This is a genomic window from Rhizomicrobium electricum (assembly GCF_011762045.1).
GTDB lineage: Bacteria > Pseudomonadota > Alphaproteobacteria > Micropepsales > Micropepsaceae > Rhizomicrobium > Rhizomicrobium electricum.
This window is the reverse complement of record NZ_JAASQS010000007.1, coordinates 19,104-43,643: the sequence shown is the minus strand read 5'-3', so window position 1 is coordinate 43,643 and position 24,540 is coordinate 19,104. Positions and strand designations below refer to the sequence as shown.

Below are 24,540 nucleotides of genomic sequence, written 5' to 3'. Positions count from 1 at the left end.
CGGACCCGGAAGCTTTGCGCTACACGCTTGAATTGCCTTGAGAAATTTCGGCTAACACGCGTTGCGAATTCACAGGCGAACCGCGGTGTTCATCATTACCGGTCATTAAATTTCAAGCGCGAATATCCACCCGCAAGCGGCGAAAACGGGCATCCCATCTCGCCGGGCGGGGAGAAAAGTCATGCGCTTCAAAGATTTGTCCGTGAGCAAGAAACTTGTTGGCGTGTTTGCGGGGGTTCTGGCGATCACCGCGGCGCTGGGGGTGTTCGCGATCGTCAGTCTGTCGTCCCTCAACGCGTCATCGCGAGACGTTCGCGACAACTGGATGCCGGCCATCAGCTCGCTGAGCCGCTTCGAGTACTTCCTCACCCGCTACCGGGTCGCCGAAGCCAACTTCGTCATGTCCACTTCGGAGGACCAGCGCGCCACCGCCCTCAAGGATATGCGCGGCTACCAAAGCCAGGCGGACGAGGCCTGGAACCGATACATGCCGACGGCCGACACCGCCGTGGAAAAGGCCAAGGTCGAAAAGATCCTCGCCGAGCGGGCCGACTACGACCCGATGCAGTCCAAACTGGAGGACATCCTCAAGTCGCAGGGCAAGGACGCCGCCATCGCCTATTTCATGGGGCCGATGAAGCGCGAATTCGGCGACATCATCGCGGCGACCGACGACGACGTGACCTACAACCATGACTCCGGCATCGCCTCCGGCAACCGCAGCGAAGCCACCTACGCCACCGCCCGCACCGCCATCCTGCTCGCCCTGGTCATCGCCATCGCCATCTGCATCGCCGCCGGCGTCGTGCTGGTGCGCGGGATTTCGAAACCGCTCGGCGCCATGACCGAAGCGATGGGCGAACTCGCCGCCGGCCATCTCGATGCCCGCGTGCCGCATGCCGACCAGCAGGACGAAATCGGCCAGCTCGCCGAAGCCATGACGAGCTTCAAGAACCAGCTCGCCGCCGCCGAGCACGCCAAGGACGAGCAGACCCGGACCATCGTGGGCTCGATCGGCACCGGCCTCGAGCATCTCGCCAAGGGCAATCTCACCCATCGCATCACCGCCGATCTCAGCGGCGCCTTCGCCACGCTGAAGCACAACTTCAACACCGCGATGGACCATCTTCAGGACACGATGAAGAACGTCCTCGGTTCGACCCGCCAGATCGCCGACAACGCCAACGAAATCTCGACCGCCGCCGACGACCTCTCCCATCGCACCGAAGAACAGGCCGCCTCGCTCGAAGAAACCGCCGCGGCGCTGGAGGAAATCACCGCCTCGGTCAAGAAGGCCGCCTCCAACGCGCACGAAGCGAGCAACGCCGTCGGCCATACCAAAGAGGTCGCCGAAGAAGGCGGCCAGATCGTCGAAGCCGCGGTGAAGGCGATGGACGCCATCGCCCAGTCGTCGCGCCAGATCACCGACATCATCGGCGTGATCGACGAGATCGCCTTCCAGACCAACCTGCTCGCCTTGAATGCGGGCGTCGAAGCGGCGCGCGCCGGCGAGGCCGGCAAGGGCTTCGCCGTGGTCGCCTCGGAAGTCCGCTCGCTGGCGCAGCGCTCGAGCGAAGCCGCCAAGCAGATCAAGGCGCTGATCAATACCTCGGGCGAGCATGTCGAAGACGGCGTCAAGCTGGTGGGCGAATCCGGCGAGGCGCTGAAGCGCATCGTCGAGCAGGTCGCCGCCATCAACGCGTTGGCGCGCGACAGCGCCATGGCGGGCGAACAGCAGTCGACCGGCATCGAACAGGTCAACGCGGCCGTGAGCCAGATGGACCGCGTCACCCAGCAGAACGCGGCGATGGTCGAAGAATCGACCGCCGCCTCGCGCAATCTGGCCAACGAAACTGTCACTCTTTCGGACCTCGTGGGCTTCTTCAACGTCGGCGATACGGCTCGACTCCCGGCCGCCGCCAAACCCACGAAAACGCCGCCGCCGCGCCATCCCCAGGCGCGCCGCGCGGCAGCGGGCGGGGCGCGGGTTGCGACGGCAGCCGCCCCGCTTGCGTCCGAACCCGACAGCGATTGGACGGAGTTCTGAGCCATGACCGAGAAAACCGATAGCCGTCAGTACATCACCTTCCTCGCCAACGGCCAGGAGTTCGCCTCGCCGATCATGGCGATCCGCGAAATCCGCGGCTGGGCCGACACCACGCCGCTGCCGAACGTGCCCAACTACGTCCGCGGCATCATCAATCTCAGAGGCACGGTGCTGCCGGTGATCGACCTCAAGGCGCGGCTCGGACTCGGACGCACCGAAGCCACCCCCAAGAACGTCATCATCGTGATCGATACCGAACACCGCCAGACCGGCCTCTTGGTCGATGCGGTGTCGGACATCATCACGGTCAAAGGCGAAGAGATTCAGCCGCCGCCGGAAATGATGCAGAACGACGGCGCCAGCCGCTACGTCGAAGGCATCGCGGTGCGCGACGGGCGCATGGTCACCCTGCTCGGCATCGCCGAACTGACCCAGACGGTGAACTGAAGCGCGACCGGCAAAACGCTAAACCGCGTCTTCCTTCTCGGCCTTGCGGGGATCGAGTTCGGCCGCGACCGGCGACGGCGGCATCGGCGTGAAGCGTGCCCGGATGCCGGCCGGTTTCATCAGGCCGAGCCGGATCAGCGTGAACACCAGCATCGCCGCATGCACGGCGGCGGTGAAGAAGAACAGCGCCGGCGCGCCGAAGCGGTCCATCACCGAGGCGGCAAAGGTCGGGCCGATCACCGACGCAACCGAGTTGATCAAAAGCAGCGTCGCCGAAGCCTCGACGAAGGACTGGCGCGGTATGCGGTCGTTGGCGTGGGCGACCGACAGCGCATAAAGCGGCAGCATCAAAACGCCGAACACGCCGAACATGGCGCACATCAGGTTGAGATTGCCGTGGCCGCCGAACAGGGCGATGGCGACACCGGCCGCCGAGGCCAGGGCGCAGGTTCCGGCGATCACCCAGCGCCGGTCGACGTGATCCGACAGCCGCCCCACCGGCAACTGCACCAGCGTGCCGCCGAAGGTGAAGGCGACCATGAACAGCGCGACGCCACCGGGCGACAGTCCCTCGGACTGGGCATAGACCGGCGCCATCGCCCACACCGCGTTGTTGGCGAGCCCCACCGCGATGCAACCGGCGACGCCGACCGGCGAGATCTTGAACAGCTTGAGCGGCCTGAGCTTCGGCACCGGCGCCGGCGCCGGCTGCTTCTGGTCGGTGAGGCCGACCGGCACCAGGCACAGGGCGTAAAAGATGCACGCCATCGAGAACAGCACGAAGCTCGACGGCCGCGCGGTGGCGAACAGGAGCTGGCCGATCATCAGGCCGGCGAAATTCACCCCGAGATAGGAGGAGAAGATCGCGCCGCGCGTCTGGTTGGTGGCGCGATCGTTCAGCCAGCTTTCGAGCGTGATGTAGATGTTCGCGGCGGCAAAACCGAACGCGGCCCGCAAAATGATCCAGCCCGGAACCGCGACGATGATCGACTGGGTCAGGGTGGCGGCGGCGCAAAGCCCGGCGCAGACCGAAAACGTCCGCACATGACCGACGCGCGCCAGCCAGCGCGGACCGGTGAAGCAGCCGATCAGGAACCCGGCGAAATAGGCCGAGCCGATGACGCCGATGGCGAGCGTCGAGAAGCCCTCGATGTTCGCCCGCACCGGGATCAGCGTATTGAGAAGCCCGTTGCCGCTGAGGAAAATCAGCGTCGTGAACAGGATGGCGGCAATGGAGGCCAGTTGGGGCACCATGGGGCGGTCCACTGCTCCGCTTTCGCGGCGGTTTGATGGCCGGCGCGGGTTCTACACCAGCACAACCAGCAGGATTCCCGCCGCCACCGCAATCAGGAAAATCACCAACGCGATCTCCATGTACTTGTCGAGCACCGCCTTGGCCTGATCGCCGAAATAGTGGACCAGCAGCCCTTCGATCACCACGAAGCGCACGGTGCGCGCCAGCGCCGCGAAGAACAGGAAATAGGGGAAGAATACGCCCGCCAGGCCCGACGAGATCGTCACCAGCTTGAACGGAATGGGGGTCAGGCCCTGCACCGCGATCCAATAGGCGTTCGACTGATAGAGGTCGCGCACGTGATCGACCTTGGTCTGGGAAATATGGAAGGCGTGGATGATCCACTGCCCCGCGGTATCCCAGAAGAACATGCCGATGGCATAGCCGAAGCAGCCGCCGATCACGCTCCACAAGGCACACCAGCCGGCGAGGCGGAAGGCGCGCTTCTTGTTGGCCACCATCATCGGCAGCAGCATGACGTCGGGCGGGATCGGGAAGAACGAGGCTTCGGCGAAGGCGAAGGCGGCCAGCGCCCACAGGGCGTTGCGGCCCTGGGCCTTCTGCATCATCCAGGCGTAGCCCCGGCGAATGAGCCCGACGCGCTTGGCACCCGCCGTACCGTCAACCATTCCGCAGTCCCTCAGTGGTTGCATTCTTCCTAGCAACCGCGACGCCGTTCGTCCATGGCGCGCGGTGCCGCCGTCCGCAAGCACCTGTCTCCATTGCAATGTTCGAGGCGCCCGGCGCCCATCGTGTTCTCGCTGCAACGCCCGGCCGCGCGCGACATCCGGGGCGGCGGGACCGGGCCGCTGCAGACTTGCATCGCTGCACGCCGTACGCGAACGTCGCAGCACTGCGGCGATAACGCATTTCCGGAAAATCGTCCGGATGCGGTATGCCGTCCCGGATATTCGTATGGCACACTTACCGAAAATCGTCCCGCCCGAAATCGCCACCGCCGCAGACTTCAACGCCGCGGCCGCCCATGGCGCGTGGCCGATCCTCGCCGACGAAAGCTGCGGCTTCGACCACGCCATGCTCGCCGAACTCCTGGCGCTGTGGCAGAGCGAGGCCAAGGACGGCATTCCGGCGCGGGGCGCGATGACGGCGCGCAAGCTGCAGCCCTTCATGCGCAACATCGCCATCTACGAGCGCATCGGCGAAGGCGTCCAGCGGCGCTATCGCGTCCGCCTGATGGGCAGCGGCATCGTGCAATATTACGGCGAGCTGACCGGCAAATATGTCGACGAAGTGGTGCCGGAGAAATTCCTCGACCGCTGGTACGGGTTCGCCGACCTCGCGCTCAAGTCGCTGAAGCCGGTGCGCCTCCTGTTGCGCGCCGACACCTTCGACAAGTCCTACATGGTCGCCGAATATCTATGCGCGCCGCTGGTTTCCGACAGCGGCCTCACCAAATTCATCCTGGTTGGCATCGTGTTCGACGGCAAACGGCCGTGGAGCGTGGTCGAAGCCGAAGCACGCGCCAAACTCGGGCTCGCCGCGACCGCCGGTTGAGGCTTGCGTCGCCGGGACGGCTCTGCCAGCGTGCGCCGCTCTATTTGATTGTCGCGGCGTTTTCGCGCAAAACCGCTTACACTTTTGCGCACGCCGCTCTATTTGATTGTCGCGGCGTTTTCGCGCAAAACCGCTTACACTTTTGCGCACGCCGCTCTATTTGATTGTCGCGGCGTATTCGCGCAAAACCGCCTACACTTTTGCGCACGCCGCTCTAGCGACTCACGAGACATGGAAAAGCCCGCCAACAAGCACGCGATCGTCTTCATCTTCATCACCATGCTGATCGACGTGATGGGGCTCGGCCTCATCCTGCCGATCCTGCCCAAGCTGATCGCAACCCTCGGCCATACCGGGATGGACGAAGCGGCCCGCATCGGCGCGCTGTTGATGTTCGCCTATGCCGGGATGCAGTTCCTGTTCTCGCCGCTGCTCGGCAATCTCTCCGACCGCTTCGGACGGCGGCCGGTGCTGATCCTGTCGCTCATCGGCATCGGCATCGACTACATCATCATGGGGCTGGCGCCGACGCTCGGCTGGCTGTTCGTCGGCCGCGTCCTGTCGGGCATGGCGGGCGCCAGCTTCACCACCGCCGCGGCCTATATTGCCGACATCTCGACGCCGGAAAAGCGGGCGCAGAATTTCGGCATGATCGGCGCCGCCTTCGGGCTCGGCTTCATCATCGGCCCGGCGCTCGGCGGCATGCTCGGCCATTACGGCTTGCGGCTGCCGTTCTTCGTGGCGGCGGGGCTGGCGGCCGCCAATGCGATTTACGGTCTCGTCGTCCTCAAAGAGACCTTGCCGGAAAATCACCGGCGCAAATTCGAGCTGTGGCGCGCCAATCCGCTCGGCGCCTTGATGGTGCTGAAGCGCTATCCGGTGGTGCTGCCGTTGTGCGGCGTGCTGGTGCTGATGCGGATGGCGCACGACGCCAACCCGACGGTATTCAGCTATTACACCATGCTCAAATTCGGCTGGGGCCCGCGCGAAGTCGGCTGGGCGCTGGTCGGCGTCGGCATCGTGACGGCCGCATCCTATTCGCTGCTGCCGCGGCTGACCCGCCGCATCGGTCCCGACCGCTCGGTCCATATCGGGCTGGCGGGCGGCGCGCTGTCGTTCTTCGGCTACGCCATCGCGAGCCATGCGTGGATGATCTACGCCTTCATGCTGCCGTTCGGGCTCGTCAGCCTGGTGATGCCGTCGATCAACGCCATCCTGGCGGAAGCCGTCGGCCCCAAGAGCCAGGGCGAACTGCAAGGCGCCTTGACCAGCGCAGGCAGTCTGACCAGCGTGTTCGCGCCACTGTTGCTCGGCTATCTGTTCGCGTGGTTCTCAGGCCCGAAGGCGCCGGTCTATTTTCCCGGCGCCGCGTTCGCGGCCTCGGCCATGTTTCTGGTGCTGGCCGCGGGGCTGTTCGCGATCATCCGGAACCGCATGCGTGCCGGTAATTGAGCACGCGAAACTCCGTTCCGCCGATCGGCGTTCAGGCCTGAACCGAAGCGCTCAGTGCCAGACTCAGTGCACGTCGCTTCGTAGCTTTTCGATTTCGTCTTTCAATCTGAGTTTTTGTTTTTTGAGTGCCGCCACCCGGTATTCATTCCAGTCCGGATGGGTCATCTCGTCTTCGATAAGTTCTTCAAGTTTCTTATGCTTTTCGGACAACTCTTCGATATGTCCCTGGAGTGCCATTCATGCACCTCTTGCTTATCGGTGAAGAAAGTAAAGCACCAAGTCACCGTTCTGTCACGAGGCTCTTCCTCCCATCCCTTCCGACCTGTAAAGACGTTCAACCATGGGGAATAAAGTGTCAAAGGCCGGAAAAAACGAGCGTGCCGAAGCGGTTCCGCCGCGCCTCGTGATCGGCATTTCGGGCGCCTCCGGCGTGATCTACGGCATCCGCCTCTTGGACGCCTGTAAAGACCTTGGGATCGAATCTCATCTGGTGGTTTCCAAGGCCGCGCAACTGACCATCGGCCTCGAGGCCGACGTCCCGCTCAAGGCGGTTCTGGCCAAGGCCGACGCCCATTACGCCCCCGGCGATGTCGGCGCCTCGATCGCGTCGGGCTCGTTTCCGGTGCTCGGCATGGCCGTGGTGCCCTGTTCCATCCGCTCGATGAGCGAGATCGCCACCGGCGTCACCGCATCGCTACTGACCCGTGCCGCCGACGTCACCTTAAAGGAACGGCGCCGGCTGGTGCTGGCGGTGCGCGAAACCCCGCTTCACCTCGGCCATTTGCGGACCATGACGGCGCTCACCGAAATGGGGGCGATCATCCTGCCGCCGGTGCCCGCCTTCTATGTTTCGCCCCACAGCCTGGAAGACCTGGTGGATCATTTCGTCGGGCGCATTCTTGATTGTTTCGGTTATAATTGGGCCCCGGCCAAGCGCTGGAACCCGGTCTCCTCGAACACCCGGAAAGCAAAAGATGACATCTGAAGTCACCCGTCCGGAACAGGTCGCCCTCAGGGCCAAGCTGGCCGAACTCATCCAGGAACATCGCGATCTCGACGCCGCGATCGAGGCCATGGGCCCGACCCACGACATCATGCAACTGACCCGGCTGAAGAAGAAAAAACTTCAGCTCAAGGACCAGATCACCAAGATCGAGAATCAGCTTCTGCCCGACATCATCGCGTAACCCCCCTCCGTCTCGCCGCTGACGCGTCGAGCCACCTCCCCCGCTATTCATTCGGGGTGCGGCTCGAAAAGTAGCGCTCCGCGAGGGAGGAAAGATCAGCGGCCGTTCTTCTTGTGGGCGTACATCGCTTCGTCGGCACGGGCCATGGCGAGATCGGGGGTGTCGTCGCCTTTGAGTTCGAAGGCGCCATAAGAGAAGCCCATCGGTATCGGCTGGCCGTGCCACATCGTCGGCTGCGATTTGAGCTTCTCGGCGAGAATGTCGGCCTTCTTGCGGCCCTGCTCGAGATTGGCGTGCGCCAACAGCACGCCGAATTCGTCGCCGCCGAGACGGCCGACCACGTCGCTGTCGCGCGTCTGAGCCAGCAGTGTGTCGGCGAAATGCGCCAGCACCGCATCGCCGGCGGCATGGCCGTAGGTGTCGTTGACCTGCTTGAAGCCGTCGAGATCGAAATAGAGCAGCGTCGCCGGCGTGCCGTAACGGCCCGCGAACGAGATGTAACGCGTCAGCTCGCGCACGAAGGCGCGGCGGTTCAGAAGCGGCAACAGATGATCCTGATCGGCGGTGCGTTCGGCCTGTTCGAGACGCTCGCGCGTCGCCTGCAGCTCGTGGCGCAGATTGTCGACTTCGCCCATCAGGGTGAGAATCGCATCGCGCACTCTGGGCGTGAATTCGTCTTCGGGAATGCCGAGCACGCTGGCGGTCGCCGCGATCGGCGGCGTCGGTTGCACCGCCTGGGTCGCTTCAGCCCGGCGTGCATACGCCGCCGCACCGACGGCGCGTACCCCGGAATACGGGCTGGTTTTCTCGACCTTCATCTCGACCTCTGCCCCGCAGCGTTAACTTTTCGCTCAAGATCACCAAGAAAAGGTTAACAACAGCGCTTCCCCCGCTCTCGGACCGACCCTATAAAGCCGGTCGCCGATTCGGAGGTGAAAGAATGCCGCAGGTTGGACTGATCATGGGAAGCGCGTCGGACTGGCCGGTCCTGAAAAAGGCCGCCGAGACTCTCGATGCCTTGAAAATATCCTATGAAGTCAAGGTCGTATCCGCCCACCGCACGCCCGACCGGGCGTTCGCCTATGCCCGCGGCGCCGAAGGCCGGGGCCTCAAACTGATTATCGCGGCGGCCGGCGGCGCGGCCCATCTGGCCGGCGTCATGGCCGGTCTCACCCATCTGCCGGTGCTGGGCGTGCCGATGGAATCCAAGGCTCTGAAGGGCATGGACAGCCTGCTGTCGACGGTTCAGATGCCGGGCGGCATTCCGGTCGCGACCTTCGCCATCGGCGAAGCCGGCGCCAAGAACGCCGCGCTGTTCGCCGCCGCCATGCTGGCGCTGTCGGACGCCGAGCTGAACCAGCGCCTCAAGGACTGGCGGCAGAAGCAGACCGACTCGGTTCCGGAATCGCCGGAAGGATAAGAGGCGAGGTCAGCCTTCGGGCAACTGCGTGGAGACCGAGACCACGATGTAGGTCGCCGGCGTCGAGCCGGTGTTGACCAGCCCGTGCATCTGGTTCGAGGCGGTGAAGACAATGTCGCCGGGACCGACCGGAATGTGCTTGCCGGTCTCGTCGATATATTCGACCGCGCCGGTCTGGATGAACAGCATCTCGCTGTTGGGATGCTTGTGCGGCGGATGCGGCGTCTCGCCGGCCGGCATCAGGGTTTCGTGCACTTCGAGAAATTCGCCGGTCGGCAAAGTGCCGATCAACACGCGGCGCTGCTCGCTCCCGTTGGCAAACTTGCGCACCGGCAGATCGGCATAGCGCAGCACTTTTGATTGCGACAGCGTCGGCTCGGCGGCCCCGGCGGATCCGGCCAGACCGGCGGCGGCAAGAGCCGAGAACACGGCGAAAAGATTGCGGCGGTCGAGGTTTTCCATAGCTGAATCCTATTTCGGCTTGATGTCGCCGCCGATCGAGACGATGGCGTAGCGCACCGGGCCTTTGCCGACATTGCGCACCTGATGATCCGTACCCTGAGCGACATAGATCACGTCGCCCGGCCCGGCGGTCTCGGTCACACCGTCGTGAATGAAGGCAAGTGTGCCTTCACCGACAATGATGAATTCGGAATGGGCGATGACATGGGACGGATTGGGTTCGGCGCCTTCGGGCTGCATCGATTCATGCACCTTCACGGCTTCGCCGCTTTTCAGCACCCCAAGAATCAGGTCGCGGGCGCCACCACCGTTGGCAAAGGCACGGGCGGGCGCGTCATCGCGGTGGAACACTTTGGACTGGCTCAGATCGTCGGCCATGGCGTTACCGGTAACAGAAATCAGCGCCAACAGCGCTGCGGCATATATCTTCATCACGAGGTCCTTGTCGGCTGGGGGCGGAACCGCGCTTTCAGCTTCTCATACTGGAGCACGTTTTCAATGCGGGCGTCGAGGAACTGCGCGGTGGCATTCTCGTCCGGCGTGTCGTCGCCGAACCAGGCGATCTCGGTCGCCGTGTAGACCGCCGCCAGGATCGTGCGTTTCGTATACCAGTTGAAATCGGTGGCGGTGTCGCCGGCCGTGCGCCACATCGTATCCGCGGTCCGCGCCACCAGACGCACCGCCAGCGGCACGTGTACGGGCGAGGACAGAAACAGCGCCGCCTTGCGGGCGATCTGTTTGTGCGGCTTCAAAATCGCCAGCCGTGTCAGCACCGCGGTACGGATACGCTTTCGCACCGGCATCGATTTGAGATCGAGCGCTTCGAGCGCGGCCGTCATATCGGCATCGACGGCATGCGACCACCGTTCGATCAGGTCTGCGCTGAAGCCTTTTTCGGCCGCCTCGTTCAAAGCATCGTGAAGCGCAGGATCGATCGGCACAGACGCATCCTTCCTCGGACACGGCGATTATCCGTGTCCGTTCGAGGAAACGCCAGCACACTTTTCCGGCGCGCTTTCGAACCGGTGCCCGCCGACACGCCGGCGCTACCGGCTCCCGAAAGCGCTTCCGGCTCAGTGCTTGGGAATGCGCACCGGGACGTCGGCCGTGCCGTGCGTTCCGGTGATCTGGACCTTGCCGGCAACCGGCGCGCCCTTGGCCGCAAAGCCGAAATAGAGGCTTTCGGTCAAACGGCTTGGCGACGGACAGATCGGCTTGGCGAAGGTGAACGTCACCTTCGAGCCGGTCTGATCGACGCGCGAAAGTCCCGCACCGCCCGACGAACCGACCACGAACACCTCCGCCGGCGGACCGGCGTAGTTCACCGATTCGACCGGACCGGCGTCGATCGTCAGCTTCTCGACGCAGTTGGCCGTGCCGAGCGAAGTGTCCCCGCGCATGTTGATGAACAGCGAATAGCCGGTCAGCCCGGCCGCCCGCGTCCCCGGCAAGCCGGGATAGGTGCGGACCAGAAGACTGCCGTGTCCGCCATTGCCGAACAGGGTGAAATAGCCGGTCGTATCGGTCACCGTGACCGCACAGGCCGGAGTGAAAATGCAAGCGACGCCTTGTGGTGTAACCGTGGCAACTGCCAGCTGTCGGGCCATCGCACTGGTCGGACAAAGGACCAATGCGCACGCGGCGAGACCCAGGCAGTTCCTGAGAACGCGCATACCAGCCTCCCCCTTGGAGCGAAGCGAGTGTGCGCCTGTTGCTGCCGCAAAGAAAGCATCGCGGCCGCACTGCCGGCATGCAAGCCGCGAAAGCCGATAGCGCCTACTCTTCGGGCTCTCCCCGCGGCAGCCAATGGCGGACTTCGGTCTCGTAGATCAGCTTTTTGAGATCGCCCATCCGCTGCGGGTACAAGACGCCGTCGAGATGATCGCATTCGTGCTGCACCACGCGGGCATGAAAGCCCTTGGCGATGCGCTCGATCGGATGACCTTCGTGATCGACACCGCGGTAGCGGATGTGGCTCGAGCGTTCGACCAGACCGCGCAAGCCCGGCACCGACAGACAGCCCTCCCAACCGGCTTCGCGCTCCGGCCCGAGGATTTCGATTTCGGGATTGATCAGTACCGTGAGCGGCGCGGTGGCTTCGAAGCGCTCTTCTTCCGAGAGCGCATCATTGCGGTCGGCGGGCGCCTGAAACACCACCACGCGCAGCGGCACATGCACCTGCGGCGCCGCCAATCCCGCCCCGTTGGCGTCGATCATCGTTTCCAGCATGTCTGCGACCAGACGCCGGATTTCGGGCGTGGTGGGGTCGCCGACCGGCTTGGCGACCTCGGCCAGGACCGGGTGGCCCATTCGTGCGATCTTCAAAATAGCCATGGTAATCTCTTATGTTTCAGTGACTTAGCCTAACACACCCGAGGCCGCCGGTGGACCCTGCACCGAGCCTCCCGCAAACCAGGGATTTGCGCCACACCGCGACGCCAAACCCCGGAAAAAGACAGACGTTTTGCCGCGGTCGTGTGGACTCGTGATAACCCTTCCGTTATATAGCCGCCCCTCACAGAAACGGCTTCAGGAGTTGGCCTTTGCAGATCATCGTTCGCGACAACAATATCGACCAGGCGCTCAAAGCCCTGAAAAAGAAGATGCAGCGCGAAGGCATCTTCCGCGAAATGAAGCTGCGCGGCCACTATGAAAAGCCGAGCGAGAAGCGGGCCCGCGAACGCGCCGAAGCGATCCGCCGCTATCGCAAGCTCCAGCGCAAGCGTCTGCAGCGCGAAGGCCTGCTGCCGAAATAGGCACGCCCGTTCTTTGGGCTAAAGCCGCTGTGCATACAGGGGCCGTCTGGACGTCAGGCGGCCTTTTCGTTTGCCTGATCGCCTGCGTGATCCCCACATAAGCGTCGCCCGCCCCTAAGCAGCGAACAAAGGGACGGGCGACACCCACGGAACTACAGCCCCCAAAAGATGGGAGCGGCTGGCGCCGACTTCAAGACGGTGACGCCGATTTCATCTTTGCGGACCTCAGGGTTAAGGTCCACCGATCAGGAGACGGGCCATGAAAACTGCCGCGGTTCTTTTCGGATTGATCGCCACCCTGGCGGCCCCGGCTGCGGCCGAAGACGCCAAGCCCCGCCTGATCGTGGTTTCCGACATCGGCAACGAGCCGGACGATTCCGAGAGCTTCGTGCGGCTTCTGACCTACACCAATCAGATCGACGTCAAAGGTCTCATCGCCTCCACCTCGACCTGGCAGCGCGAGGCGATCCATCCCGAACTCTTCTATGAGCGCATCGACGGCTACGCCAAGGTGCTGAAGAATCTGCGCGCCCACGACAAGGCCTATCCCGATGCCGAGGCGCTCAGGGCGCTGGTGAAAAAAGGCCAGCCGCATTACGGCGTCGCCTATGTCGGCGAAGGCTTCGATACCGAAGGCTCGCGCCAGATCATCCAAGAAGCCGACAAGCCCGATCCGCGGCCCTTATGGGTGGTGAACTGGGGCGGCAGCGTCGATCTCGCCCAGGCGCTCTATCGCGTGCGGGCGACGCGGACGCCGGAACAAGTCAAAGCCTTCGTCGCCAAGCTGCGCGTCTATTCGATCTCCGATCAGGACGATGCCGGTCCGTGGGCGCGGGTGAACTTCCCCGATCTCGTCTGGATCGCCTCGATCAACGCCTTTAGCCAATACGGCAGCGCCACCTGGACCGGCATTTCCAGCGATACCTATGGCGATCCGCACGGCGAGCACCCGACCGGACCCGACACCCGCCTCGTCACCAACGAATGGATCGACGCCAATATCCGCCAAGGCGCGCTCGGCACGCTTTATCCCAATTGGAAATACCAGATGGAGGGCGACACGCCGTCGTTCCTCAATCTGATCGCGCGCGGTCTTGCCGATCCCGAGCATCCCGAATGGGGCGGCTGGGGCGGACGCTACGGCAAAGTGGCGCCGCAATACGGGCTTTATTCCAACGCCAACGACACCGCGACCGGGGTCGACGGCAAAGCATACAATTCCAACCAGGCTTCGATCTGGCGCTGGCGCGCGGGCTATCAGAACGATTTCGCCGCCCGCATCGCCTGGAGCCTCAGCTCGAAATTCAAGGCCGCCAATCACGCGCCGGTGGCGGTGCTCAACGGCGATACGTCCTTCGCGCCGGTGCGCATCACAGCGAAGTACGGCGAAACGATTGCGCTGTCGGCCGAGGGCTCGCGCGATCCCGACAAGAACGCGCTCACCTATAAGTGGTGGATCTACAACGAAGCCGGTTCGCCCGGCGTCACTCCGCAATTGACGGTGCGCGATCCGCAGCACGCAACGCTCACCGTTCCGCCCGCCGCGCCCTATCCCGGCTATGGGCCGGAGCGCGAGGTGCATGTGATCCTCGAAGTGCGCGACGACGGCAAACCGGCGCTCACCACCTATCGCCGCGCGGTGGTCACGGTTCGGCCTTAGTTGACAAAACATACGTCGTAAGGCTACAGCCTACTCCACTCGCGGTGCACGTCGCCCGTTTGCGGGCTTTTGCGAGTATCAAAAAAACCTCCGTTCATCCTTTCGTGCATGGGACGCGGCAACCACGCTGATCCCGCGCGCGCCTGACGGCCGCCCGAAATTCAGGCGTATGAAGGACTTTCTGTGACTGAAGCCAATTTCAAGGCTTTCGGCTTTCCCAATACCATTCTCAGCGCGCTCGACGACGCCGGCTACACCACGCCGACGCCGATCCAGGCCGCCGCCATTCCCGAAATCCTCAAAGGGCGCGATGTGCTCGCGCTCGCCCAGACCGGCACCGGCAAAACCGCCGCTTTCGCATTGCCGATGATGGCGCTCTTGATGCGCCAGCACGGCACGCGGGTGCCGAAATCGACCAAGGCCCTGATTCTCGCCCCGACGCGCGAACTGGCGATCCAGATCTTCGAAAACATCCGCACCTATAGCCGCCATTCGCATGTGCGCGCCGTGGTGACGGTCGGCGGCGTTTCGATCGGGCCGCAGAAGAAAGCGCTCGAAGCCGGCGTCGACATTCTCATCGCCACGCCGGGGCGTCTTCTGGATCACATGAACCAGCGCACGGTGCGGCTCGACGGTGTCACCCATCTGGTGCTCGACGAAGCCGACCGCATGCTCGACATGGGTTTCATCCGCGATATCCGTAAGATCGAAGCGGCGCTGCCCAAGCAGCGTCACTCGATGATGTTCTCGGCCACCATGCCGGCGGACGTCGAGGAACTCGGCCGCTTCCTGCTGCATCAGCCGCATCGCATCGACCTGTCGCCGCCCCAGCGCACCGCGGAAAACATCGCGCAGCGCGTCTATTTCGTGCCGGCCGGCGACAAGCGCACGCTGCTGGTGAAGCTGTTGCAGGACAAGAGCCTGTCGCGCGTAATCGTCTTCACCCGCATGAAGCATGTCGCCAATCGGGTCGCCGAAGCACTGGAGAAAAGCGGCATCGCCGCCGACGCCATCCACGGCAACAAATCCCAGAACGCCCGTCAGCGGGCGCTGGCGAGCTTCAAGTCGGGTGACGTGCGGGTGCTGGTCGCCACCGACATCGCGGCGCGCGGCATCGACATCGACGACGTCAGCCACGTCATCAATTTCGATCTGCCCAACGAGCCGGAAAGCTACGTCCATCGCATCGGCCGCACCGCGCGCGCCGGATCGTCGGGCGTGGCGATCAGCTTCTGCGACGGCTCGGAAACCGCCTTCCTGCGCGATATCGAACGCTTGACCAAGCAGAAGATCGCCGTCGCGGCGGGCGAGCCGTTGCCGCCCGAACCCAAACAGGAACGCGATTACGCCAAGAAGCGCCCGTTCCGCGGCAAGCCGCACGGCGCCCCCAGCAAAGGCGGCCAGAACCGGAGCGGCGAAAACCGGAGCGGCCAGAGCCGGAGCGAGCAAAACAAAGGCGGCCATGGCCAGCGCCAAGGCCGCCGCAGGGAAAAATACGCCGCCGCCTGATTACTTCACGATCTCGACCGGCGCGCGCGATCCCGAAAGCTTTTGGGTCTTGTCGTTCCAGACGAGCTTGGCCGTGGTGACGCCTTTGCCTTTCTCGTAGGCATAGGTGTGGCCGTCGTCGTCGTAGAGCGTGAAGTTCGCGTCGGCGCCGGGATAAACCTTGATCGTGGCGATGGTCTGCTTCTCGGCGGTCGACTGCACGTCGCTGCCGAGCGGCAGGATCGACCCGGCTTTGACGAACACCGGAATGCGATCGATCGGCGCGGCCACCGTGACCCAGCGCCCGCCGGCTTCCTTCTTGCCGGTCCAGAAATCATACCAATCGGTGCCGGCCGGCAGATAAACCTGTTTGGTCGTCTGACCCTGCTCGGTCACCGGCGCCACAAGAAGCGCAGGGCCGAACATGTATTCGGTGCCGAGAGTAGCGACATTGGGATCGGACGCGAAGTCCATCCAGAGCGGCCGCATGAACGGCATGCCGGTGTCGTAGGTCTCTTTGGCCGCCGAATAGAGATAGGGGATCAGGCGGTAGCGTAGCTTGTCGTAGCTCGCCAGAATCCGCTCGGCCGCCGGACCATAAGACCAGATGTCGGTGGCGCTGCGCTGGCCGTGGATGCGCAAGGTCGGCAGGAACGTGCCGTATTCGAACCAGCGCACCAACAGTTCGGGATAGTCGTGGTTGGCGCCGACCACCGCTTCGGAGCCTTTGGGATCGATCAGCGGCGCGCGGTCGGTCGAGGCCACCGGCGGCACGTTCTGCCAGCCGCCGATATCGTTGCCCCAATAGGCGATGCCCGAGGCGGTCATGTTGAGACCGGTCGGAATCTGCCGCTGCAAGGCTTCCCAGGTCGAGGGAATGTCCGACGACCAGAACAAGGCGCCGGTACGCTGGCTGCCGAGATAAGCGGCGCGCGACAGGATCAGGACGCGCTCGTTGGGCTTCCAGGCGCGCATGCCGTCGGCGACGCCTTCGACATGCACCAGCGGATAGAGATTGTGGAAACGGTCGCCGGTGCCGATGGAATAGAAGAACCCGTCGGGCACCAGATCCGGCTCGGTCTCGTCGAGCCAGGGATAATCGAAGCCGTGCGCCAGGACGTTGTCGCGCATGTGCTCCCAGAACCACTTGCGGGCTTCCGGACTGGTGGAATCGATCAGGGCGCCGACGCGGTCGGAGCGGAACGGCAGGCCGTCCTGGGTCTTGCCATCCTTGTCTTTGAGGAACCAGCCCTTCTTGTCGAGCTCGGCGAAATAGCGCCCGTCCTTTTCGAACCGCGGCCACACCGAAATGATCGAGCGCATGCCGCTCTCGTGCAGATGCTTGTTCATCGCATCGGCATCGGGGAACTGCGCCGGGTCGATGTCGAGCTGGCCCATCTTGGTCCAGTAGAACCAGTCCACCACCATGACGTCGAGCGGATACTGCTTCTTGCGATAGGTATCGGCGACCGCCAGCACCTCACCCTGGCTCTCGAAGCGCGCCTTGGACTGGATCAGGCCGAACGCGGCCTTGGGCGGGATCGGGGTCTTGCCGGTGAGGCGGGCATAGCCGGCATAAATCTCTTTCGGCGTGCCGGTGATGATGAAGAACGACACCCGTTCGCCGACTTTGGACGTGATGTGGGTCGAGCCGAAAATCCCGGCGGACACCACTGTCTCGGACGGGTTGTCCCAGACGATGGCATAGCCCTTGGACGAATAGAGGAACGGCACGCAGACGGTTTCGCCGGTGGGGGCGTCGTACCAGTGCTTGCAGTCGATGGTGCGGCCCTTGAGATCGAGGATGCCGTCCTGGTTCTGGCCGAGACCGTAGAAATGCTCGTCGGGCGCGGCCGCGAAACGGGCGCCGATCTGGAACGTCTTCTCGCCGGTGACCTCGGTGGGCGCCATTTCCCAGCCGGTCATATTGGCGAGCGGCTTGCCGGCGGCGTCCGCCACTTCCACCCTGACCGACGGCAAGAGCGGGGCAAAGCGCAATTCCATCGCGCTCGGGGTGTGCGGCGGCTCGGCCGGAATGGTGAGCTTCAGCGCCGCCGAGGCGAAATGATCGCCCGCCGCATCGGCCGCGTGCTTGAACGGCTTGTTGTCGGCATTCTTGGCCAGGATGCCGTAGCCCGGCCCGGCGGCCGCTTTGGCCTTGTCGGAGGCGATCACGACATGGACCACGTTGGGGCCGTAGGCCTCCACCGCCACACTGGCGCCGTTGCGATCGAGAACCGAGAGCGGCGCCGCCGAAGCCGACGCCGCCAATGCCGTGAAAGCCAGGGAGAATGCCGCCAGCCGCATGGAACGCTTCCTCATTTATATGATGATAGCGCTTCCTATCACACTTTGGCGCGGCCGAACACCTGCCGGATGAGGCCGACGAAGCTCGGCGGGCGCTCGGTGGTCAGCACATGGCGGGCGAAGACGCGGCCCATCTGGCGCACCAGCAGCACTGTGGTGAGGAGCGTCAGGCCGGCCGTCGCCCACAGTTCGATCGGGGCGGGATGGAACGGCAGCCGCACCAGCATGAAGAACGGGGTGTAGATCGGAATCCACGACAACACCTGGGCCAGCGTCCCGTTGGGGTCCTGGACCAGCGCGCCGATCAGCATGTTGGGCAGGAAGATGATCATCGACGCCGGTCCGATCAGCGCCTGGGCGTCGGGCAGCGAGGTGGTGGTGGCGCCGATGCCGAGGAAGATCGCGGCATAGATCATCAGCCCGCACAGGAAATAGACCAGGATCAGCGGCAGCATCGGCAGGATGGACTTGAGCCCGACCCCGATCACCGCCAAGGCTTCGCTCGAAAATCCCGCCGCCATGGCAAGCCCGATCACGCCCCAGCCGAGAATGGTGACCAGCGCCAGACCGACCACGCCGATCAGCTTGCCGGTCATGATCTCGGAGGGACTGGCGCAGGACAAAAGCACCTCGATCATGCGGGTGGATTTCTCCTCGACCACGCCCTGGAGCAGGAGCGCCGCATCCGAGAAGGCGACCATGAAGAGCAGGAAGGCGAGCCCCATCGGCACCAGTTGGGCGACGCGGTCTTTCCAGCTCGTCTCCCGCCCCGCCGTGGGATCGATCATCTTCACCCCGGCATCGACGTCGAGCGTGACCTTGGAACGGACCTCGGGTGGCACCAGGGCTTGATTAAGCTTGAGGCGGAAGGCATCGGTCAGCGCCCAGCGCACCAGATCGACCGACTGATCGCTGTCGATGCTCCAATACTTGGCCTCCACCCCGGCACCCGGTGCGAAGCCTTTCGGGATCACCACAATCGTGTTGAGACGGTTCGGCCGCCCGAGCGCGGTGACGGCAGCGCCGCCGCTGAGATAGGCGTAAGCCGCATCGCCGCGGTCCTGGGCGAAATCCCGCACCAGATCTTCGGGCGGCGGCACCAGCACCAAATCCGGCCGCGGCGGCGTGAAGACCGGGGCCCCGGCCCGGAGCAACGGCGAAAGGCGCGCAAACACCGGCTGCCAGCCGCCGCCGGCCGCGAACGCCTTGATGGCGGCGATACGGTCGGGGGCCTCGAACAGCCGGTCGAGATCGGGCGCTTTGCGGCGCAGCACCATGCGGTCGACATTGGCATGGGCGTAGGTTGCGAGCGCGGACAACTCCCGACGGGCGTTTTCACGCACCACCGCCTGCTCGATCGCGCCCGCATAGCCGCCTTCGAGATCGACCACGGTCATCACATTGGTGCGGGCGTGATTGGCGGTGAAGCTCGACATCCCGATCGACAGCGCCAGGATCGCCGGCACCATCAACAGCGAAATCAGAAAGCCGCGGCGGGTGACGTATTTGACGAATTCCTGCCAAGCGATGAGGAGCGTGCGCCGGATCATGCCGCGCCCTCCGCGTTCGCCTTCTCCACCACCGCGACGAACACTTCGGTGAGACCGGGCGGATTGAGATCGAAGAAATCGGGCACCACGCCGCGCTCGAAACAGGCTTGCAGCAGCAACCGCCCGTCGGCGCCCTCTTTCAATTCGACGATCCAATGCGGTTGCCCCGGCGCCGGAGCGAGCACGCCGGCCACGCCCTCGACCGCGGCGAGGAAGGTGAGATCGTCCGCGGCGCCGATGCGGGCGCGGCGCGGCAACAGGCGTTGCGCTTCGGCCAGCGTGCCTTCGAAGCGCTTCTTGCCTTTGGCCAGGATCACCAGCCGATCGCACAACCGTTCGGCATGTTCCATGGTATGGGTCGAGAACAGAATGGTCTTGCCCTCGGCGGCGAGCGAAATGAGGAAGGCCTGCAGATCGGTCTGGTTGACCGGATCGAGCCCGGCGAACGGCTCGTCGAGAATGACGACATCGGGATCGTGCGCCACGGCGGCGAGAAGCTGGACCTTCTGCGCCATGCCTTTCGACAAGCCCTCGATGCGGACCCTGGCAAAGTCGCCGAGGCCGAAGCGGTCGAGCAGCGCACGGGCGCGCCTCAGCGCCTCGCGGCGATGCAGGCCTTTCAGAGTGGCGATATAGGCGATGGCCTCGTCGGCACGGGCGCGGCGGTAAAGGCCGCGTTCCTCGGGCAGGAAACCGATCCGCGGCCGCATCTTGCCGACCGGGCCGCCGAGCACCCGCACTGCGCCTTCGTCGGGCGCGTAAAGCCCGAGCAGCATGCGCAAGGTGGTGGTCTTGCCGGCGCCGTTAGGGCCGAGGAAACCGAGAATGCCGCCTTTGGGCAAATTCAGGTCGAGCCGGTCGACGGCCGTGAAATCGCCGAAGCGCTTGGTGACGCCCCTTAGTTCGACCGCCCACTCCGGCATGGAAGTTCTCCCGCTCCCGGCCAGGAAACCGGTCCGAGGCGGCGCCGTCAAGGCTGGCGGGCGCAATCGGCACAGACGGCCAGTTCCACCGTGACGTGGCTGAGGCTGGGATAACGCCGGGTGAGCAGGGCTTTCAGCCGCTCGCCGTCGGCCGCTTCGCCGGCGAACGACACGATCAGGCCGTGATGGCCGGGGCCGAGCCGCCACAGATGCAGGTCGAACACTTTGCCGTGAAGCTCGTGCTCGACGGTGGCGCGGATGTCGCTCGCCATGTCGGGATCGTCGACCGCATCGAGCAGTACCAAGGCGCTGTCGCGGATCAGACCGACCGCCCATAGCGCGATCATCACCGCGCCGACGATGCCGACCACCGGGTCGGGCCAGGCAATCCCGAACACCATGCCGGCGGCGAGCGCCACGATGGCGAGCACGCTGGTCGCCGCATCGGCCAGGACATGGACATAGGCGGCGCGCAGATTGTTGTCGCGATGCAGGTGGTCGTGGTCGTGACCATGCTCATGGTCGTGATGATGGTCGTGACCTTCGTGCAGGATCGCGGCCGAAGCGATGTTGACCAGAAGCCCAATCACCGCGATGACCAGCGCCTCGCCGTACTCGACCGTCACCGGCTGCATCACGCGGCGCACCGATTCCACCGCCACGCCGAGCGACAACAGACCGAGCACGATGGCACTGGCGAACGCAGCGAGATCGCCGAACTTTCCCGAACCGAAGGAGAAGCGGCTGTCGGCGGCGTGACGGCGCGCCAGCCAATACGCTCCGGCAGCCAGCCCCAGCGCACCGACATGGGTCGCCATGTGAACGCCGTCGGCCAAGAGCGCCATCGAGCCGAACCACAACCCGGCGACGATTTCGACCACCATGAAGAGAGCCGTCAGCAACGTCACGAGACGGGCGCGCGCTTCGCTCTTTTCGTGGCCGTGGCCGAGGAAAACATGATCGTGGGTAAAGCGGGTATGGGCGTGGGCGTGATCCATGCCGGAACAATACGGCCGTAACGTCCAAAAACAAACGGGCCCCAAAACAAACGGGCCGCAGAGTCTGGGAACCCTGCGGCCCTTACGAAGCCGTCAAAATCGATGGGGAGTTCAACGGCTTTTAGTTTGACGCGGCGCCGACGATCAAAGCCGCCGACGCTTGTTCTTGGCATAAGTAGTCCGCTTTGGCCTGCGGCCGCGCAACGCGGTTTCCGGTCGCACAAGCTTTGGTCGAATCGCTGAAAACGCTAGCAGAATCGACCAAAGGCGCAAAACCGGCGGTGCCGAAAGGGAAGCTTCAACCGGACGTCTTCAACCTGGCGGTGGGCCGTGCATGTAGCTCTCGACCAGCGAGCCGGCAATCAGCCGCCAGCCGTCGACCAGCACGAAGAAGATCAGCTTGAACGGCAGCGAGATCACCACCGGCGGCAGCATCATCATGCCCATGCTCATCAGGATCGAGGCGACCGCCATGTCGATGATGAGGAAGGGAATGAACACGAGGAAGCCGATTTCGAAGGCGCGCTTGAGCTCCGACAGCATGAAGGCCGGCGCGATGGTGGTGATCGGGACCGCTTCCGGCGTCGCCGGAGTCTTCTTGCCGCTCATATCGACAAACAGCTTGAGATCGGATTGGCGCACATGGCCGAGCATGAATTTCTTCATCGGCACCGAAGCCTTGTCGAGCGCCACCGTGGTCGAGATCTGGCCGTTGACCAGCGGCTCGATGCCTTGCGCATAGGCGTCCTTCAGCGTCGGCGTCATCACGAACAGCGTCAGGAACATCGCCAGCGACACCAGCACCGCATTCGGCGGGCTCTGCGAAAGACCCATCGCGGTCCGCAAGAGCGACAGCACGACGACGATGCGCACGAAGCTCGTCATCATGATGAGGATCGACGGCGCCACGCTCAAAATCGTGATGAGCGCGATGATCTGCATCATCTTGTCGGTGAAGAGACCGCCGCCGTTCAAATCGATGGAGAGGCCGCCGTTCGCCGCCGTCGCCGCAGCGGCCGCAGCCGGCGTCAAGTGAGGAGCGGCCGCATAGGCGGCGCCGGAAACGACAACCAGCGCAACGAGCGCGAGAAGGATGCGGCGGATCATGGCACGGCGTCCGTCTGCGGCGCAGGCTGCACCTGCGGTTGCGGCGGAGGCGGCGTGATGCCGGACTCGATCACCGTGGCGCCGGTCGGCGTGATCATCACCATGTGCTCGACGTCGTCGCGACGGATCAGCGCGATCTTCTGGCGCGGCGACAGCATCAAGGTTTCCACAATCTGAATCCGGCGGATCTTGGCGGGCTTGGCAAGGCCCGGCACGCCGAACTTGCGGGTGGCAAGACCGGCGGCCCCGATCAGGCCGAGAACCAGAAGCAGGGCAGCGAAGTAGCGGGCGAAATCGAGCACATCCATAACGCCATCAAAAACCGATCAACGTTAATCGCTCGTTAAAACCGGGACTTTTTTGCCCGGCAGCTTTTTCCCGTTGTGTTAATCGGAGCTTAATGTGTTGGACCCACGATAGCCGACGAAACAATCAGGTATAGACCGCACACGATGCAGATCGACGACATTCCATTGATGTCGATGCTGAAAGACCGCATGAGCTGGCTGTCGAAGCGGCAGGACGTCCTGTCGAAGAACGTCGCCAATGCGGACGTGCCCGGCTATACGCCGCAGGATCTGAAACCGCAGGACTTCGAGAAGACGCTGCGCTCGACGATGTCGCGCTCGGGATCGACCACGTCGCTCGCCATTACCAATCCGCGCCATATTCCGGCGTCGGCCACCACCGCGTCGTCGCGCTCGTTCGAGTACAAGGACACGCCCGATGTCGCGGCTCCGGCCGGCGGCAATTCGGTGTCGCTCGAATCCGAAATGATCAAGGTGGCCGAGACCCAGGCGCAGTATCAGGCGGCGGCCAATCTCTATGCCAAGGCGGTCACGATGATGAAAGTCGCGATCGGCCGCGGTGGCGCCTGATGGCGGCTGAACAAGGACTCACAGGGAGCTGAAAATGGATTTCTCGACTTCCATGACCGTCGCGGCCGCGGGTCTCAAGGCCCAGTCCGATCGCATGAAGACGATCGCCGAGAACATCGCCAACGCCAACAGCGCGGCCTCGACCGTGGGCGGCGAACCCTACCGGCGCAAGGTTCCCACCATGACATCGAGCTTCGACCGCGAACTCGGCGCCGAAATCGTCAAGAGCGGCAAGCCGGTCGAAGACAAGAGCGAATTCCGCACCCAATACGATCCCGGCAATCCGCTCGCCGACTCGAAAGGCTACGTCAAGCTGCCGAACGTCAACAGCCTGGTCGAAATCATGGACATGCGCGAAGCGCAGCGGTCCTACGAAGCAAATCTCACCGTGATCGACGCCACCAAGGCGATGCTTTCGCGCACCGTCGATCTTCTGAAGAAGTGAGCTGACAAATGGCCATCCTTCCCGCTGCGGCTGCCGCCGCATACCAGTCGATCGCCGCGATGGGCGCCAATACGGCGTCGACCGCCGCCACCGCGAACGCACCGGTGGGGGCCGGCAGCTTCGGCGATTTCCTGTCGGACGCGATGAAGGATGCCGTCTCGACGATGAAGAAAGGCGAACAGGCCGCCACCGCCCACGTCAGCGGCAAGGCCGACATCGTCGACGTCGTCAACGCCGTGAACCAGGCGGAGATCACCCTCGATACGGTGGTCGCCGTTCGCGACAAGGTCGTGGCCGCCTATCAGGCCATCATGAACATGCCGATTTGACGGGGAGAATATGTCCGGTCCCGAAGCCATCGATTTTGCACGGTCGTCGATCTACGTGCTCTTGGAAGTCATCACCCCGGCGATGCTGACCGCGCTCGTGGTCGGCCTTGCCATCGGCTTGTTGCAGGCGCTGACCCAGATCCAGGAAGCGACCCTGGTGTTCGTGCCCAAGATCATCGCCATTTTCGTGGTGCTGTTGATCACGCTGCCGTTCGCCGGCGCGGCCATGGGCGGACTGTGGTCCGACATCACGCAACGTATCGCCTCCTATTAAC

At 64.0% G+C, this 24,540-nt stretch carries 29 protein-coding genes; 14 read left to right on the top strand and 15 right to left on the bottom strand.

The window, feature by feature from the left end:
• Positions 1-181 precede the first annotated feature (181 nt).
• Positions 182-2,047 (top strand): methyl-accepting chemotaxis protein, encoded by a 1,866-nt coding sequence (locus FHS84_RS14440; RefSeq protein WP_243851088.1) that lies wholly within the window; start codon positions 182-184, stop codon positions 2,045-2,047.
• Positions 2,048-2,050: 3 nt separating this feature from the next.
• A complete protein-coding gene (locus tag FHS84_RS14435; protein WP_166935538.1) occupies positions 2,051-2,494 on the top strand; it encodes a chemotaxis protein CheW in 444 nt (147 codons plus the stop codon).
• 18 nt (positions 2,495-2,512) lie between these two features.
• Here FHS84_RS14435 and FHS84_RS14430 read toward each other — a convergent pair whose 3' ends face one another.
• Positions 2,513-3,748: an MFS transporter gene (locus tag FHS84_RS14430; protein ID WP_166935536.1), complete on the bottom strand. Its 1,236-nt coding sequence runs from the start codon at positions 3,746-3,748 to the stop codon at positions 2,513-2,515.
• A gap of 51 nt (positions 3,749-3,799) precedes the next feature.
• Positions 3,800-4,417 carry a YqaA family protein gene (locus FHS84_RS14425; protein WP_166935534.1) on the bottom strand — a complete coding sequence of 206 codons (618 nt, stop codon included), beginning with the start codon at positions 4,415-4,417 and terminating at the stop codon, positions 3,800-3,802.
• A gap of 286 nt (positions 4,418-4,703) precedes the next feature.
• Between FHS84_RS14425 and FHS84_RS14420 the strand changes: the two genes are divergently transcribed.
• Both FHS84_RS14420 and FHS84_RS14415 read left to right on the top strand, forming a co-directional pair.
• Entirely contained in the window at positions 4,704-5,303 is a 600-nt protein-coding gene (locus tag FHS84_RS14420) for a PAS domain-containing protein (RefSeq protein ID WP_166935532.1), read from the top strand.
• Between the two features lie 231 nt (positions 5,304-5,534).
• A complete protein-coding gene (locus FHS84_RS14415; RefSeq protein ID WP_166935530.1) occupies positions 5,535-6,755 on the top strand; it encodes a TCR/Tet family MFS transporter in 1,221 nt (406 codons plus the stop codon).
• A 63-nt stretch (positions 6,756-6,818) separates the two neighbouring features.
• Here FHS84_RS14415 and FHS84_RS14410 read toward each other — a convergent pair whose 3' ends face one another.
• On the bottom strand, positions 6,819-6,992 hold the full coding sequence (locus tag FHS84_RS14410; protein ID WP_166935528.1) for a YdcH family protein: 174 nt from the start codon (positions 6,990-6,992) through the stop codon (positions 6,819-6,821).
• Between the two features lie 115 nt (positions 6,993-7,107).
• Between FHS84_RS14410 and FHS84_RS14405 the strand changes: the two genes are divergently transcribed.
• Together FHS84_RS14405 and FHS84_RS14400 are read left to right on the top strand one after the other, a co-directional pair.
• A complete protein-coding gene (locus FHS84_RS14405; protein ID WP_341801832.1) occupies positions 7,108-7,740 on the top strand; it encodes a UbiX family flavin prenyltransferase in 633 nt (210 codons plus the stop codon).
• A complete protein-coding gene (locus FHS84_RS14400; RefSeq protein ID WP_166935524.1) occupies positions 7,730-7,942 on the top strand; it encodes a YdcH family protein in 213 nt (70 codons plus the stop codon). Before FHS84_RS14405 ends, FHS84_RS14400 begins: the two co-directional genes overlap by 11 nt.
• A 95-nt stretch (positions 7,943-8,037) precedes the next feature.
• Here the strand turns inward: FHS84_RS14400 and FHS84_RS14395 are convergent, their stop codons facing one another.
• A complete protein-coding gene (locus FHS84_RS14395; protein WP_166935522.1) occupies positions 8,038-8,760 on the bottom strand; it encodes a GGDEF domain-containing protein in 723 nt (240 codons plus the stop codon).
• 122 nt (positions 8,761-8,882) lie between these two features.
• Between FHS84_RS14395 and purE the strand changes: the two genes are divergently transcribed.
• Entirely contained in the window at positions 8,883-9,362 is a 480-nt protein-coding gene (gene purE / locus FHS84_RS14390) for a 5-(carboxyamino)imidazole ribonucleotide mutase (protein ID WP_166935520.1), read from the top strand.
• Positions 9,363-9,371: 9 nt separating this feature from the next.
• Here the strand turns inward: purE and FHS84_RS14385 are convergent, their stop codons facing one another.
• The 5 genes from FHS84_RS14385 to def all read right to left on the bottom strand — a co-directional run bounded on the left by FHS84_RS14385 (position 9,372) and on the right by def (position 12,158).
• Complete coding sequence (locus tag FHS84_RS14385) at positions 9,372-9,824, bottom strand: cupin domain-containing protein (RefSeq protein WP_166935518.1); 453 nt, start codon at positions 9,822-9,824, stop codon at positions 9,372-9,374.
• 9 nt (positions 9,825-9,833) lie between these two features.
• The gene (locus FHS84_RS14380) at positions 9,834-10,256 is read right to left on the bottom strand and encodes a cupin domain-containing protein (RefSeq protein WP_166935516.1); all 423 of its coding nucleotides are present in this window, start codon (positions 10,254-10,256) and stop codon (positions 9,834-9,836) included.
• The gene (locus tag FHS84_RS14375) at positions 10,256-10,765 is read right to left on the bottom strand and encodes a COQ9 family protein (protein WP_166935514.1); all 510 of its coding nucleotides are present in this window, start codon (positions 10,763-10,765) and stop codon (positions 10,256-10,258) included. Before FHS84_RS14375 ends, FHS84_RS14380 begins: the two co-directional genes overlap by 1 nt.
• A gap of 132 nt (positions 10,766-10,897) precedes the next feature.
• Positions 10,898-11,497 carry a hypothetical protein gene (locus FHS84_RS14370; protein ID WP_166935512.1) on the bottom strand — a complete coding sequence of 200 codons (600 nt, stop codon included), beginning with the start codon at positions 11,495-11,497 and terminating at the stop codon, positions 10,898-10,900.
• Between the two features lie 103 nt (positions 11,498-11,600).
• On the bottom strand, positions 11,601-12,158 hold the full coding sequence (gene def, locus FHS84_RS14365) for a peptide deformylase (RefSeq protein ID WP_166935510.1): 558 nt from the start codon (positions 12,156-12,158) through the stop codon (positions 11,601-11,603).
• A gap of 209 nt (positions 12,159-12,367) precedes the next feature.
• Between def and rpsU the strand changes: the two genes are divergently transcribed.
• The 3 genes from rpsU to FHS84_RS22260 all read left to right on the top strand — a co-directional run bounded on the left by rpsU (position 12,368) and on the right by FHS84_RS22260 (position 15,749).
• Positions 12,368-12,580, top strand: a complete 213-nt coding sequence (gene rpsU / locus FHS84_RS14360) for a 30S ribosomal protein S21 (protein ID WP_166935508.1) — start codon at positions 12,368-12,370, stop codon at positions 12,578-12,580.
• 259 nt (positions 12,581-12,839) lie between these two features.
• Entirely contained in the window at positions 12,840-14,240 is a 1,401-nt protein-coding gene (locus tag FHS84_RS14355; protein ID WP_166935506.1) for a nucleoside hydrolase-like domain-containing protein, read from the top strand.
• 183 nt (positions 14,241-14,423) lie between these two features.
• Positions 14,424-15,749, top strand: coding sequence for a DEAD/DEAH box helicase (locus FHS84_RS22260; protein WP_166935504.1), 1,326 nt, complete (start codon positions 14,424-14,426; stop codon positions 15,747-15,749).
• On the opposite strand, the gene FHS84_RS14345 is transcribed toward FHS84_RS22260, so the two are convergent.
• From FHS84_RS14345 to FHS84_RS14320, 6 genes are all read right to left on the bottom strand, one after another.
• Positions 15,750-18,035, bottom strand: a complete 2,286-nt coding sequence (locus FHS84_RS14345; RefSeq protein ID WP_208393884.1) for a glycoside hydrolase family 31 protein — start codon at positions 18,033-18,035, stop codon at positions 15,750-15,752. It abuts the gene before it with no gap.
• 38 nt (positions 18,036-18,073) lie between these two features.
• On the bottom strand, positions 18,074-19,585 hold the full coding sequence (locus FHS84_RS14340; RefSeq protein ID WP_166935500.1) for an ABC transporter permease: 1,512 nt from the start codon (positions 19,583-19,585) through the stop codon (positions 18,074-18,076).
• Complete coding sequence (locus tag FHS84_RS14335) at positions 19,582-20,508, bottom strand: ABC transporter ATP-binding protein (protein ID WP_166935498.1); 927 nt, start codon at positions 20,506-20,508, stop codon at positions 19,582-19,584. The genes FHS84_RS14340 and FHS84_RS14335 overlap by 4 nt, the downstream gene beginning before the upstream one ends.
• A 47-nt stretch (positions 20,509-20,555) precedes the next feature.
• Positions 20,556-21,506: a CDF family Co(II)/Ni(II) efflux transporter DmeF gene (gene dmeF / locus FHS84_RS14330; protein WP_166935496.1), complete on the bottom strand. Its 951-nt coding sequence runs from the start codon at positions 21,504-21,506 to the stop codon at positions 20,556-20,558.
• A 312-nt stretch (positions 21,507-21,818) separates the two neighbouring features.
• Positions 21,819-22,613 (bottom strand): flagellar type III secretion system pore protein FliP, encoded by a 795-nt coding sequence (gene fliP / locus FHS84_RS14325; RefSeq protein ID WP_166935494.1) that lies wholly within the window; start codon positions 22,611-22,613, stop codon positions 21,819-21,821.
• On the bottom strand, positions 22,610-22,921 hold the full coding sequence (locus tag FHS84_RS14320; protein WP_166935492.1) for a flagellar biosynthetic protein FliO: 312 nt from the start codon (positions 22,919-22,921) through the stop codon (positions 22,610-22,612). Before FHS84_RS14320 ends, fliP begins: the two co-directional genes overlap by 4 nt.
• A gap of 144 nt (positions 22,922-23,065) precedes the next feature.
• Here FHS84_RS14320 and flgB point away from each other — a divergent pair, with 144 nt between their 5' ends.
• The 4 genes from flgB to FHS84_RS14300 are packed head-to-tail and all read left to right on the top strand — an operon-like array spanning position 23,066 to position 24,539.
• Positions 23,066-23,491: a flagellar basal body rod protein FlgB gene (gene flgB / locus FHS84_RS14315; RefSeq protein ID WP_166935490.1), complete on the top strand. Its 426-nt coding sequence runs from the start codon at positions 23,066-23,068 to the stop codon at positions 23,489-23,491.
• 34 nt (positions 23,492-23,525) lie between these two features.
• A complete protein-coding gene (flgC, locus tag FHS84_RS14310) occupies positions 23,526-23,936 on the top strand; it encodes a flagellar basal body rod protein FlgC (protein WP_166935488.1) in 411 nt (136 codons plus the stop codon).
• Positions 23,937-23,944: 8 nt separating this feature from the next.
• Positions 23,945-24,265 (top strand): flagellar hook-basal body complex protein FliE, encoded by a 321-nt coding sequence (gene fliE / locus FHS84_RS14305; protein WP_208393883.1) that lies wholly within the window; start codon positions 23,945-23,947, stop codon positions 24,263-24,265.
• Between the two features lie 10 nt (positions 24,266-24,275).
• A complete protein-coding gene (locus FHS84_RS14300; RefSeq protein WP_166935486.1) occupies positions 24,276-24,539 on the top strand; it encodes a flagellar biosynthetic protein FliQ in 264 nt (87 codons plus the stop codon).
• Position 24,540 lies beyond the last annotated feature (1 nt).

Excerpts from the sequence above, each read along its gene's own strand:
- FHS84_RS14320 (WP_166935492.1), bottom strand. The coding sequence starts at position 22,921 with ATGGATGTGCTCGATTTCGCCCGCTACTTCGCTGCCCTGCTTCTGGTT.
- FHS84_RS14400 (WP_166935524.1), top strand. The coding sequence starts at position 7,730 with ATGACATCTGAAGTCACCCGTCCGGAACAGGTCGCCCTCAGGGCCAAG.
- FHS84_RS14340 (WP_166935500.1), bottom strand. The coding sequence starts at position 19,585 with ATGATCCGGCGCACGCTCCTCATCGCTTGGCAGGAATTCGTCAAATAC.
- FHS84_RS14370 (WP_166935512.1), bottom strand. The coding sequence starts at position 11,497 with ATGCGCGTTCTCAGGAACTGCCTGGGTCTCGCCGCGTGCGCATTGGTC.
- flgC (WP_166935488.1), top strand. The coding sequence starts at position 23,526 with ATGGATTTCTCGACTTCCATGACCGTCGCGGCCGCGGGTCTCAAGGCC.
- fliP (WP_166935494.1), bottom strand. The coding sequence starts at position 22,613 with ATGATCCGCCGCATCCTTCTCGCGCTCGTTGCGCTGGTTGTCGTTTCC.
- FHS84_RS14420 (WP_166935532.1), top strand. The coding sequence starts at position 4,704 with ATGGCACACTTACCGAAAATCGTCCCGCCCGAAATCGCCACCGCCGCA.
- FHS84_RS14300 (WP_166935486.1), top strand. The coding sequence starts at position 24,276 with ATGTCCGGTCCCGAAGCCATCGATTTTGCACGGTCGTCGATCTACGTG.
- FHS84_RS14380 (WP_166935516.1), bottom strand. The coding sequence starts at position 10,256 with ATGAAGATATATGCCGCAGCGCTGTTGGCGCTGATTTCTGTTACCGGT.
- FHS84_RS14335 (WP_166935498.1), bottom strand. The coding sequence starts at position 20,508 with ATGCCGGAGTGGGCGGTCGAACTAAGGGGCGTCACCAAGCGCTTCGGC.
- FHS84_RS14440 (WP_243851088.1), top strand. The coding sequence starts at position 182 with ATGCGCTTCAAAGATTTGTCCGTGAGCAAGAAACTTGTTGGCGTGTTT.
- FHS84_RS14410 (WP_166935528.1), bottom strand. The coding sequence starts at position 6,992 with ATGGCACTCCAGGGACATATCGAAGAGTTGTCCGAAAAGCATAAGAAA.
- FHS84_RS14430 (WP_166935536.1), bottom strand. The coding sequence starts at position 3,748 with ATGGTGCCCCAACTGGCCTCCATTGCCGCCATCCTGTTCACGACGCTG.
- flgB (WP_166935490.1), top strand. The coding sequence starts at position 23,066 with ATGCAGATCGACGACATTCCATTGATGTCGATGCTGAAAGACCGCATG.
- dmeF (WP_166935496.1), bottom strand. The coding sequence starts at position 21,506 with ATGGATCACGCCCACGCCCATACCCGCTTTACCCACGATCATGTTTTC.
- FHS84_RS14425 (WP_166935534.1), bottom strand. The coding sequence starts at position 4,417 with ATGGTTGACGGTACGGCGGGTGCCAAGCGCGTCGGGCTCATTCGCCGG.
- FHS84_RS14435 (WP_166935538.1), top strand. The coding sequence starts at position 2,051 with ATGACCGAGAAAACCGATAGCCGTCAGTACATCACCTTCCTCGCCAAC.
- FHS84_RS14415 (WP_166935530.1), top strand. The coding sequence starts at position 5,535 with ATGGAAAAGCCCGCCAACAAGCACGCGATCGTCTTCATCTTCATCACC.
- FHS84_RS14345 (WP_208393884.1), bottom strand. The coding sequence starts at position 18,035 with ATGCGGCTGGCGGCATTCTCCCTGGCTTTCACGGCATTGGCGGCGTCG.
- fliE (WP_208393883.1), top strand. The coding sequence starts at position 23,945 with ATGGCCATCCTTCCCGCTGCGGCTGCCGCCGCATACCAGTCGATCGCC.
- FHS84_RS14355 (WP_166935506.1), top strand. The coding sequence starts at position 12,840 with ATGAAAACTGCCGCGGTTCTTTTCGGATTGATCGCCACCCTGGCGGCC.
- FHS84_RS14395 (WP_166935522.1), bottom strand. The coding sequence starts at position 8,760 with ATGAAGGTCGAGAAAACCAGCCCGTATTCCGGGGTACGCGCCGTCGGT.
- purE (WP_166935520.1), top strand. The coding sequence starts at position 8,883 with ATGCCGCAGGTTGGACTGATCATGGGAAGCGCGTCGGACTGGCCGGTC.
- def (WP_166935510.1), bottom strand. The coding sequence starts at position 12,158 with ATGGCTATTTTGAAGATCGCACGAATGGGCCACCCGGTCCTGGCCGAG.
- FHS84_RS14385 (WP_166935518.1), bottom strand. The coding sequence starts at position 9,824 with ATGGAAAACCTCGACCGCCGCAATCTTTTCGCCGTGTTCTCGGCTCTT.